The following is a 10,502-nucleotide window of genomic DNA, read 5'->3' as shown; positions in this document are numbered from 1 at the left end:
AGAAGACGCGAAAGCAGGGGTGACCCCTGCACTCGGTATTAAGGCCGCCCGCCGTTGGCGGGCGCGGCCCCTGATAACGGCTTAATACTGCGCTGCCGTCGCCAACGGCCAGGGGTGACCCCTGCACCCGATGTTAAGACGAATCGGCACCGCCTGAGTGGTTGCGGCGGATTGAAATCCGCCACGATGGTCTGATTTAAGAGTCTGTTACAGGCGCCTTTGCCGCCGGCTTTCGCATGGAGCGCAAATGAACGAGCAAGTTACCCGCCAAATCCTCTGGAACATTCCCGTTGCGTTCATCGTGCTGATGTACGCCCTGCTCGGGCTGCTGATCGCCGGCTTCATTTACGCCGGGGTCAGGTGGTACCGGCTGGTGAGGCTCGGCGTGTCCGACGATCGCCTCGATCATCCAATCGAGCGCGTGCTGCTCGCGCTGCGCGATTCGTTGGGCCAGGGCAACGTGATTCGCGAGACGTGGGGATGGATGCATTACGCGTTCTACGTCGCCTTCGTCGGCCTGTTCATCGGCACGACGATCGTGGTGATCAACAGCGACGTGCGCGATCTGTTCGATCTGTTCGGCCTTGACCTCTACTTCTTCTACGGCGATTTCTATCTCTACTTCAAAGTTGCGATGGACACCTTCTTCCTTCTGCTGATCCTCGGCGTGCTGATGGAAGGTGTGCGGCGCGCGGTTCGCAAACCCAGCGTGCTCAATGAGCCGCCTGCGGAGAAAGTCCGGGACAATCTCGAGAACCGGCTCGGCTACTGGTTCCCGATGTCGATGATGGTGCTGGCCGCGGTCACGGGCCTGATGCTCGAGGGCGCGCGGATCAACGCGGCGCATCCGGCGTTCATCGAATGGGCATACGTTGGACGGGTGGTGGGCCGGATCGAGGGCGCGCTCGGCGCCGGCGCCACTTACCATCGATGGCTGTGGCTGGTGCACGTGCTGTTCGTGTACGCGCTGCTGTTCTGCTTTCCGTTCACCAAGCTGCGTCATTTGATCTTCGGCCCGCTGAATCTGTTCTTGCGCAACCTCGGTCCGCGCGGACGACTGGCGCCGATCAAGGATTTCGAAACCGCCGAGACCTTCGGCGTCTCGCAGGTCGAGCAGTACACGTGGAAGCAAATCCTCGACATGGGAGCGTGCCTCGAGTGCGGCCGCTGCACGATCAACTGCCCCACCGTCAACACCGGCAAAACGCTCAATCCCAAGTTTTTGGTGATCGAACAGCGCGAGCATCTGCTCGACAAGGCGCCCTTTCTGCTCGCGGCGAAGGCAAACGGCAAGCAGGGCGGCGGCGCCGAAGCGCCCGCATGGAACGGCCCCGACATGATCACGCAGGTCGCGACCGAACAAGCGGTGTGGGCATGCACGACGTGCGGATGGTGCGAAGAGGGATGCCCGGTCGGCATCGAGCACATCCAAAGAATCGTGGACATGCGGCGCTACGACGTGCTGATGGAGTCGAGGTTCCCGACCGAACTGACGGGCGCCTTCAAGGGAATCGAGAACCAGGGAAATCCGTGGGGCCTTGCCCGGGAAAAGCGCGCCGAATGGGCGGATGGACTTGAAATTCCCGAGATCGCCGCGCTCGACGATCCGTCAGAGATCGACGTGCTGTATTGGGTGGGATGCGCGGGCTCGTACGACGAACGCATCCAGCGCGTAAGCAAGTCGTTCGCGGCCTTGATGAAACAGGCCGGCGTCAAGTTTGCGATCCTCGGGCGCGAGGAGATCTGCACCGGCGACCCGGCCCGGCGCCTGGGCAACGAATACCTGTACGCTACCGTCGCCGCGCAGAACGTCGAGACGCTCAATCGCTACAAGCCGCGGCGAATAGTCACTCAATGCCCGCATTGCTATCACAACCTGAAGAATGAGTATCCGGACTTCGGCGGCAACTATACGGTGGTGCATGAAGCCGAGTTTATCGACGAACTAATCCAGGCCGGACGTTTGAAGCCCCGCGGCGAGATCAACCAGCGCATCACCTATCACGACCCGTGTTACATGGCGCGCCACAATCGCAAATGGGACGGCGCACGAAGCGCGCTCGGCGCGATCCCCGGCGCCGAGGTGGCCGAGGTCGAACAGTCCAAGAATCGCACCTTCTGCTGCGGCGCGGGCGGTGGATGCTTCTGGAAGGAGGAACACGAGGGCACGCGGATCAATGAGAAGCGCTTCGATCAATTGAACGAGGCCAAGCCCGAGTGCATCGCGGTGGGATGCCCGTTCTGCATGACGATGCTCGAAGACGCGGTGAAGTCGCGCTCGCTCGAAGAGACCATGCGGGTGCGCGATCTCGCGGAACTGGTCGCCGAATCCACCGGCGCAATCACCAAGTGAATAGCGCCTGCGCGAGCAACGGCCACCGGCGGCGGCAGCAGGCATCCGCGCCAACCACGATGTAGTTTTTCGCGCTAGATCGAAAAGAAGAGCGGGGCCCCGGCGGACCCCGCTCTCTTTTTGTTCAACTCACTCGCGGCGAGAGCATGAATGCGCGCGCGAGTCCGCTTGGGCGACTCAATGCGCCGCCGGCGACGCACCCGCAGCCGGCGCCATTTTCATATTGCCTGGCGCCATCTTCATTGCGCCCATGCCCGGCCCGGCCGGCAGTTCTTTCTTGGTGAAGCCTGCGGGAACCTCAAAATCGGCGTCCGCCAACTTCTTTGATTCGATCTTCTCGACCATCTGGGTGATCACAACCGGCGGACGTTTCGCCATCATCTCGTTAATCTTGGCGGCCTGCTCCGGCGCCATCCCCGGCATCGAGACGTGCCCCATCTTCATCGTCGAGTCCGTCGCGAGCGGCATTCCGCCTGGAATCTCGCCGCTGCTGGTCGGACCGGCGCCCGCGCGCTTGAGCTTTTCCGCCATATTTTTCTCGAACGCCGAAAACTCCTTGGCGCCAGGCGCAGCGGTCGAGAAGCATTCCTTGACCGTGTAGTCGCCCTGCATCATGTGCCCGCCGCCGTTGTAGTCGGTGCACTTGTAGCCTGCGATCTCGCGCGTGGTGCCGGCCTTCTTGAAGTTCATCGCCGCGCTCTGGCTTGCCGCCATCATTGCCGCCATCTGCCCCTTGGGCGGAAACTCGATCTCGAAGTAGCTCTTCGCCTTTGGATCGATCACGTACATCACCCCTTTGTCCAGGTCAGTGATGATCGTGTGACGCTCGGTCTCCATCTTCTGCTTGTTGCCCTGCACCGAAATGGTTTGTTCGGCGTCGCGAGTGTTTGCCCCATTGACCACGTGCTGCTTTTGCGTGATGACGACTCCGGCGGCCGCGGGCAGCGCGGTCATTGCGAGCGTCATCCCCGCAACCAGGGCGGTTAATTTTCTCATAGCGATTGCTCTCCTTGTGCTCGTTGCATTTTCATCACAGAGTCGCGACCTGCCGCGGCGGCGCCCGTCATATCACCGCGCTGCTGCACGACCATCCGATGTATCATCAGGCTCAGCAGCCCGAACAACACCCATACCATTTCTTTGATTCGGCGCAGAAACCCCACCACGAAGCCAATTCCCGGCGGGTAACCGAGCATCCCCAGAATCAGCGCCTTACCACCCTCCTGGCTTACCAGCTTGGCTGGAATCAGAAAGGTCGCGCGTTCGATCAGCAGCCCAACCGCCTCGACCAGCAGCGCTGTCTGTAGCGACGCCGGCTGATGCAGCAGCCGCAGCAGGATATAAATTTCGAGCGGCCCGAAACTCCACGCGGCGGCATAGCACAGGCACGACGCTGCGAGCCGGGTGCGATGGCGCGCGTAAAAGTCGAGCAGCACCGCGTCGGCTTCCTCGGCGGACTCGCGGATTTCGCCGGTGTTGATTCGCGCGATATCGAACTTGGTCGCGGCACGCCACAGATGCGAAAACGGCCGCTTCATCTGCACGAAAAAGAAGGCCCCCGCCAGCGCCAGCGCCAGCGCAAACCCGCCCACGATCGACCAGTAGAGGTTGGCGGATACCGGTATCAGGCGCAGCGAAATCACCAGCGCGATCGCGATGAACACGATCTGCCCGAGCGCTTCGGCCAGCGACGCGACGATCACCGTCGCCAACCCCACCGGCATGCGCAGTTTCTCGCGCACATCCACCGCCATCACGAACTGCCCCCCGAGCTGCGCCGACGGCGTCACATAGTCGATCGCCTCACCGCCAATTCGCGCCGCAAACAACTCGATGAACCTGAGCTTCGGAGGATAGTCCTCAATCGTGACGCGCCAGCCGAACGTGTTTGCGATCCGCGCCAGCACCTCCAGCGAAATTGTCAGCGCCAGACCCCATCCCGCCATCCGCACGTAGCCGATCACCTGCCCCGGCCCGTAATGCGTCAGGAACCAGGCGTAAAACGCGATCGCTATAACGATGAAGTATGTCTCGACGCGGCGCATCGGCAGGTGGACGCCGCCTCTTATGGAGGGGCGGCAACCGATGCATTCTTTCAGTCGCGCCCCACCTGCGCAACCCGGCGCCGCCCCGCCCACTTCCCCCCGGCCCTACGGTTCTTCGCCGTGCTGGAACAGTCGCATCAACTCCTCGAGCGTCGCCGGCGGCTTGCGCGCCGTCTCGAGCGTGTCGCGAACGTGATCGACCGACTTCATTCCTACCAGCGCCACGTCCACACCCGGCGTCGAGCGGGTGAACTGAATCGATCGCTGCGCATCGGTGGCGAAGCCGCTCAGCACATTCGCGACGATTGGCGGCAGCCCGCGCGATAACTGCCCCTGCAGCAGCGTCGCGCTCGCCGAAACCGCGACTCCGAGCGCCTTCGCCGCCGCCAGCGCGATCGCCTTGCCGCCGTTGACGATTTGGTTCGATCGCGTGACAGCCTCCGGCATCGCGAGATTGTACGGCAGCTGAATTGCGCGAAAATGATGCGCGTCGCCGCCAACCTCGCGCGCGATTCGCATCAGCTCGTCGAGCGAGAGCCATCCGCGCTCCGTTTGCGCCGCCCGGTAGCCGTTCCACGTCGCGGTCCCGTACACGCCGATCTTTCCGTCGGCCGCCGCGCGTTCCAGGAACTCGAAAATCGTCGCCATCCGCGCCAGGAACTCTTTGCGCTCGACGGCTTCGAGCTGCGTCTCGGGATTGTGGATGTAATAGATGTCGATCGTCTCGAGATTGAGATTCTTGCGCGACAACTCCAGCATCGTGCCGATGTACTTCGGCGTCATGCAATGCGATCCGTCAACCAAATCGGCGGGCGCGACGATTCCCGTCTTCACGTAATGTTCTTCGAACCACGCGCGCGGATTGGCCGGCACGCCCCCGTCGAACGTGATGTAACCACCCTTGGTCGCGACGACCACCTGCTCGCGCGCGATTTCGCCCGCCGCGACCAGCTCGCCAATCGCTTTGCCGACATTCCGTTCGCTGCGCTGGAAGCGGTAATTCACCGCGGTATCGATCAGATTGATCCCGCCGCGAAGGCTGGCCTTGATCGCCGCTTCGTAGGCCCGATCGGTCTCGTCGTCGGGATTGCCCAGGTACGTGCCGATTCCGATCGATGAAACCGACATCCCGAGCACCGGCCGGAAATTTCCCGGCAGCTGCGGGAACCGGCTCGCGTATGCGGCCGTAGCCTCGGCGGTCGCGCGCCCCTTAAGCATCATGCCGTTTCTCCCGCGCGCCGTCGCGCCTGTTGCCGGTTGCCTTGTCCCCGGCCATCGCCCAAACCGGATCCGGCGGCGGCGCGGCCGGCGCGCTCCTGTCGATGAAATCCATATTCTCAAACGCGCCGCTCTCCATAAAGCTGCTCATCAGGTCGAGGAACGCGCCGCGCTGAGGCGGAATTTGCGCGTCGATCCCGCCGACCTTCGCGATTGCAGCATCGTCGATATGAACGACGAGCCGCCCGGCCGAGTAAAATACCTCATCATCGTCGTCGTCGATGCGCTTGAAGAAATCGGCGGGAAGTTGTCTGGACATGGTGAAATCGCGTTTTGAGGCGCCGTTGACAGATTACTTTTATCGTTAAATTTCAGCTACTTAGCGCAAGCTTGGGAGAATTTAAGCAGCATCGTTGACATGCTTCGAGCGCGTCATCTAAAGTAAAACACTTTTACAAACCGCGCTTCGCCAACCTTGAGAACGGCCGGCGCGACAGCGAAATGCCGATGGTCAGACGCGACAAAACCAACTACCTCATCCAATCCGTCGCCCACGCGTTCGATGTGCTCGAACAGTTCTTCGGCGAGGTCGATGAACTCGGCGTTACTGAACTTTCCAAGCGGCTCAAGCTGCACAAGAACAACGTCTTTCGAATCCTTGCGACGCTCGAAGCGCGCGGTTACATCGAACAAAACAAGGCCACCGAGAATTATCGCCTCGGCATCAAGTGCCTGCATCTCGGACGCCGTTACATTCATCATATGGGCCTGGTGAGGCAAGCGCGCCCCATCCTGGCCGATGTCGCCCGCAAATGCCGTGAAAGCGCTTACGTCGCGATCGTCCGGCGCGACGGCGTGGTGCCGCTGGAAGCGGCCGAGGCCGAAGATCGCGCGGTGCGGATCACGCCGCCCATCGGAATTACCCTGCCGCTTCATTGTACGGCGGCCGGCAAGGCGCATCTTGCCTTCGACGCCGAAGAGCAGCTCAAGTCGGCGTTGCCCGAGACGCTGCGGCGCTTCACCGATCGGACAATCGTCGATCGCGCCGCCCTGTTCGCGCAGTTGGAAGCAGTCGCGCGCGACGGTTACGCGATGGATTCGGGCGAGTTCATCGAAGAAGTGTCGTCGGTCGCGGTGCCGATACGCGACTACACTCGCTCAGTGGTCGGATCGATCGCGGTCGCCGGGCCGGCCTATCGGATCGGCGCGGAGCGAATCGCCGCCGAAATCGCGCCGAGCCTGCTCGAGGCCGGGCGCGAACTGTCGCGGCGCCTCGGCTACAACGAGTGATTCTTTTATGGAACCCACCGTGGGTTCCACACCTCCTTGGGCAGGGGCTGCGGCCCCCTGCACCCGCAGTGAGAAGACGTGAAAATCTGCGCAGCGCGTCTTTTCACGACTACGCGATGGAAGAGCCCGCGCGCGCGGGATCTTTTAATACTGGCCGCCCGTGCCAACGGGTCTTAATACTGGCCCGTCGTGCCAACGACCGCGCTCCGTTGTCGCGCGCGGCCCCTGCCGCGGGATGCGGCGTGACGGCCTGTTAGAAGTTTTTCGGGGGAAAGAGAGTGGGAATTTACCTCGCTGCCTCCGCCGCATTATTTCCTCTCTCCTATATAACGATTTGGAATTTGATTTCACCCCAGTCCATGATAGGAATGACACCGCGAACTCATGAACGACGCGCGCTCAGTGGGGCGACCCTTTGGGGTCCGGGTTCGCGCGGCTCAGGTTTTGAGGAGCCAAAGGAGAGGGGCCGCATGGCAGTCGAACCATTGCGCGATGAATTCTCCGAAGAAGACCTTCCTCCGCCTACCGGCACGATCTTCATATTAGGAACGTACATGCTGGCGCTCGCCGTGGGCTGGGCCGTGATGTTCTGGATGCTGCTGGACAGATAAATGGAGCGGTACGAGAAGGCCTTTCTTGCAGTGTGTGCCGCGGTGCTGGTGATTTTCCTGTGCGCGCTCGGCTACGGTAGCGTCGCGATGGGCGTCTATTTGCCTTCGCATGGCGGGACAATCTATTGCAACGCCGGCCAGAAGCTTCGCAAGGTACTGCTCAAAACGCCGCCGTTCGATCACAAAGGCGTGCAGGAAATCGCGCCGGGAAAATACCGGGCGGTGGTGATCGCGAAAACCTGGACCTTCACTCCCGATGAGATCGACCTTCCGGCCGGCGCCGAGGTGAAGTTCGTCGCAACCTCGCTTGACGTAATCCACGGATTTTTCATCGTCGGCACGCGAGTCAACATGATGCTCATCCCCGGGCAGATTTCCGAATTCACCTACCGCTTTGCCAAACCCGGCGAATACTTGCTGATATGCCACGAGTACTGTGGCCGCCTGCATCACACGATGTCCGGAAAGGTGGTGGTCAAATGAGTACGGCTGTCGTTTCGGAACCGTCCGGCTTCGTGCTGCCGCAGGGCCAGTTGAACGTTATCAAATGGAACATCTACTTCGGATTCGCGGTGCTTGCGGTCGGCGTGATCCTGGGACTGGGCCAGGCGCTCAGTTACGCGCAAATAGATGTCGTCAAGTACTATCCGGTCGTAACATCCTACTACCAGGGGCTGACGATTCATGGCGTGTTCAACGCGCTGGTGCTCACCACTGCGTTCGCCAACGGCTTCATCGCGCTGACTACCGCGCGAGGGCTCGGGCGCAAGCTCAATAATGCGCTGCTCCATTCGGCGTTGTGGACGCTTGTCATAGGCTCCTTGATGGCGTCGTATGCGATGCTCGCCGGCAAGGCTTCAGTCCTGTACACCTTTTATCCGCCGCTGGAAGCCGACTGGACGTTCTACCTGGGCCTCGCGTTGGTGGTGGTAAGCACGTGGCTGACCTCGGCGGCTCAATTTGCGGCGCTGCGCGGATGGCGCAAGGATCATCCGGGCGAGCGAGTGCCGCTGCTCGCCTTCATGTCGATCGCGACCTATGTGATGTGGGATATCGCATCGGTCGGCATGGCCGTAGAGATCGTGGCGTTCCTGCTGCCATGGTCGCTGGGATTGCTGCCGGGCACCGATCCGATGCTCGATCGCACGCTGTTCTGGTTCACCGGGCATCCGATCGTGTACTTCTGGCTATTGCCGGTTTACGTTTCATGGTACGGACTGATTCCCAAACAGGCCGGCGGCGTGCTGTTCAGCGACAGCCTGACGCGGGTGGCCTTCATACTATTTATCCTGCTGATCCCGGTCGGCTTTCATCATCAGTTCGTCGACCCGGGAGTATCGCAGGGACTGAACTTCACCGTCGCGGCCCTGACCTTCGCGATTTTCTTCCCAAGCCTGATGACCGCGTTCTCGGTGATGTACGCGCTCGAGGTCGGGGGACGCCGTCGTGGCGGGAGCGGGCTCGTCGGATGGTTCTTCAGGATTCCATGGAGCGATCCCTCGGTGGCGGCGCAGGTACTGGCGATGATCGCATTCCTGCTCGGCGGCATCTCCGGCCTGATGAACGGCAGCTACACCATGAACATGGAGATCCACAACACCGCGTTTCTGCCGGGCCATTTTCATCTCACCGTCGGCTGCGCGGTGGCCCTCTCCTACATGGGAATTGCATACTGGCTGATACCGTATTTCGAGCGGCGCGAGCTATGGTCGCCGCGCCTCGCACTGTTCCAGGGGTTTTTGTATTTCTTCGGAGTGATGATTTTCTCGAACGCCCTGATGGCGGCAGGCATCGAGGGAATGCCGCGGCGCACCTTTATGGCGCATGCCACCTACGCCGTGGCGGCGTGGAAGATTCCGGGAATCATGACGGGGGTCGGCGGAACGCTGATGTTCGCCAGCGCGATGCTGTTCTTTCTCATCGTTGTGATGACGATAGTTGCCGGCAAAAGGACCTCGCAGCGCGACCTTCCGTTCACCGCGACGGTCCAGGCGCCGTCCACCATCGGATGGCAGCCGCGGCTTGATCGGTTCAGTTACTGGGTTCTCGCTTCAGTCGTCCTCGTAATCGCGGTCTATGGCCCCTTCATCCTCGAACACTTCCCGCTCCGCCTGACAACCCCGGGCATGCTCTATCCTTAATACTGTCGCTGCCAAAGCTCCGGCCTTTAGCTTCCCCGTCTGCTTCTTAATCTTTGTGTCATCCCGAACAAAGCCGAGCGACCCCGAATTGCCGAAATCACGCCGAGCCAGCTCGCCGCCGCCGCGAACTGTCCCGTCGCCTCGCCTCCAACGAGTAATCCGCCCGCAGACCCCGCCCTTGCGCCACGGCTCATAGTTCACTCACTTTCTTAGTGCCTAGTATCAAGGCTTCGACTTCAACTTTTACGATCTCTGCCGCGCGTCTCGCACGATCGAGTTTTAGCAAAGCGGCTTGCCTTTGTTCAGCGGCGTCATGTCGGATTACTTTTGATACGGCGGGCATTGGCATAGCCAGCAAATTCTCGACGTAGAGCCGCTGCTTTACGGCTCCAACCCGGTGGACTTGCACGAGCTTCACAAACCAAGCCGTTCGCACGAGTGCAGCGACAAATTCCGGCTCCCACGTACTGCCGGGGCGTAACCGCCACACCTGATACTCCGGGCTGGTTATGGCGTCTTCGGGCACTTCCGGCACAATGCCGAGCGAACCGACGGAAGAACGGGTGGGATTGTGGAAGAACCAATTCCTGCGGATGCGCTTGTAGGGGGCGTTGAACTCATCACCCTTTTGCAGGTGTGAAAAGAAAACTCCTTCCTTGTTGTTAATACCGTAAACGGGCCATTCCTTCTCTGGTTCTTCCCACGTGGCCTGCACCCCGAAAACTCAGCCGAAATGAGGTAGAGTCCGTCGCCTGAAAAGGAGACGGACAATGAAAGGGAGTCGCTTCAGCGAGGAGCAGATCATCGGGGTGCTGCGCGAACACGAGGCCGGGGCAAAGACCGA

10 protein-coding genes are annotated in these 10,502 nt (G+C 61.1%); 5 read left to right on the top strand and 5 right to left on the bottom strand.

Translation table 11 applies throughout. The features are described from left to right. Positions 1-247 precede the first annotated feature (247 nt). Positions 248-2,353: a (Fe-S)-binding protein gene (locus tag VIO10_RS02980; protein WP_331959103.1), complete on the top strand. Its 2,106-nt coding sequence runs from the start codon at positions 248-250 to the stop codon at positions 2,351-2,353. Positions 2,354-2,530: 177 nt separating this feature from the next. Here VIO10_RS02980 and VIO10_RS02975 read toward each other — a convergent pair whose 3' ends face one another. The 4 genes from VIO10_RS02975 to VIO10_RS02960 form a co-directional block, all read right to left on the bottom strand. After that, positions 2,531-3,349, bottom strand: a complete 819-nt coding sequence (locus VIO10_RS02975; RefSeq protein ID WP_331959100.1) for a DUF4412 domain-containing protein — start codon at positions 3,347-3,349, stop codon at positions 2,531-2,533. Beyond that, a complete protein-coding gene (locus VIO10_RS02970; protein WP_331959097.1) occupies positions 3,346-4,398 on the bottom strand; it encodes a lysylphosphatidylglycerol synthase domain-containing protein in 1,053 nt (350 codons plus the stop codon). Before VIO10_RS02970 ends, VIO10_RS02975 begins: the two co-directional genes overlap by 4 nt. A gap of 105 nt (positions 4,399-4,503) precedes the next feature. Beyond that, complete coding sequence (locus VIO10_RS02965; RefSeq protein ID WP_331959094.1) at positions 4,504-5,619, bottom strand: aldo/keto reductase; 1,116 nt, start codon at positions 5,617-5,619, stop codon at positions 4,504-4,506. Next, a complete protein-coding gene (locus VIO10_RS02960) occupies positions 5,609-5,935 on the bottom strand; it encodes a hypothetical protein (protein WP_331959091.1) in 327 nt (108 codons plus the stop codon). Before VIO10_RS02960 ends, VIO10_RS02965 begins: the two co-directional genes overlap by 11 nt. A 182-nt stretch (positions 5,936-6,117) precedes the next feature. Between VIO10_RS02960 and VIO10_RS02955 the strand changes: the two genes are divergently transcribed. From VIO10_RS02955 to VIO10_RS02940, 4 genes are all read left to right on the top strand, one after another. Further along, entirely contained in the window at positions 6,118-6,906 is a 789-nt protein-coding gene (locus VIO10_RS02955) for an IclR family transcriptional regulator (protein WP_331959088.1), read from the top strand. 470 nt (positions 6,907-7,376) lie between these two features. After that, a complete protein-coding gene (locus VIO10_RS02950; RefSeq protein ID WP_331959085.1) occupies positions 7,377-7,517 on the top strand; it encodes a hypothetical protein in 141 nt (46 codons plus the stop codon). Then, positions 7,518-8,000, top strand: coding sequence for a cytochrome c oxidase subunit II (locus VIO10_RS02945; protein ID WP_331959082.1), 483 nt, complete (start codon positions 7,518-7,520; stop codon positions 7,998-8,000). Continuing rightward, positions 7,997-9,658, top strand: a complete 1,662-nt coding sequence (locus tag VIO10_RS02940; protein WP_331959079.1) for a cbb3-type cytochrome c oxidase subunit I — start codon at positions 7,997-7,999, stop codon at positions 9,656-9,658. Before VIO10_RS02945 ends, VIO10_RS02940 begins: the two co-directional genes overlap by 4 nt. A gap of 190 nt (positions 9,659-9,848) precedes the next feature. Here VIO10_RS02940 and VIO10_RS02935 read toward each other — a convergent pair whose 3' ends face one another. Beyond that, positions 9,849-10,373: a hypothetical protein gene (locus VIO10_RS02935; protein ID WP_331959076.1), complete on the bottom strand. Its 525-nt coding sequence runs from the start codon at positions 10,371-10,373 to the stop codon at positions 9,849-9,851. Positions 10,374-10,502: the final 129 nt, after the last annotated feature.

Source organism: Candidatus Binatus sp., assembly GCF_036567905.1.
Taxonomy (GTDB): Bacteria; Desulfobacterota; Binatia; order Binatales; family Binataceae; genus Binatus.
This window is presented reverse-complemented; position numbering and strand designations above follow the sequence as displayed.

Excerpts from the sequence above, each read along its gene's own strand:
- VIO10_RS02980 (WP_331959103.1), top strand. The coding sequence starts at position 248 with ATGAACGAGCAAGTTACCCGCCAAATCCTCTGGAACATTCCCGTTGCG.
- VIO10_RS02975 (WP_331959100.1), bottom strand. The coding sequence starts at position 3,349 with ATGAGAAAATTAACCGCCCTGGTTGCGGGGATGACGCTCGCAATGACC.
- VIO10_RS02970 (WP_331959097.1), bottom strand. The coding sequence starts at position 4,398 with ATGCGCCGCGTCGAGACATACTTCATCGTTATAGCGATCGCGTTTTAC.
- VIO10_RS02965 (WP_331959094.1), bottom strand. The coding sequence starts at position 5,619 with ATGATGCTTAAGGGGCGCGCGACCGCCGAGGCTACGGCCGCATACGCG.
- VIO10_RS02960 (WP_331959091.1), bottom strand. The coding sequence starts at position 5,935 with ATGTCCAGACAACTTCCCGCCGATTTCTTCAAGCGCATCGACGACGAC.
- VIO10_RS02955 (WP_331959088.1), top strand. The coding sequence starts at position 6,118 with ATGCCGATGGTCAGACGCGACAAAACCAACTACCTCATCCAATCCGTC.
- VIO10_RS02950 (WP_331959085.1), top strand. The coding sequence starts at position 7,377 with ATGGCAGTCGAACCATTGCGCGATGAATTCTCCGAAGAAGACCTTCCT.
- VIO10_RS02945 (WP_331959082.1), top strand. The coding sequence starts at position 7,518 with ATGGAGCGGTACGAGAAGGCCTTTCTTGCAGTGTGTGCCGCGGTGCTG.
- VIO10_RS02940 (WP_331959079.1), top strand. The coding sequence starts at position 7,997 with ATGAGTACGGCTGTCGTTTCGGAACCGTCCGGCTTCGTGCTGCCGCAG.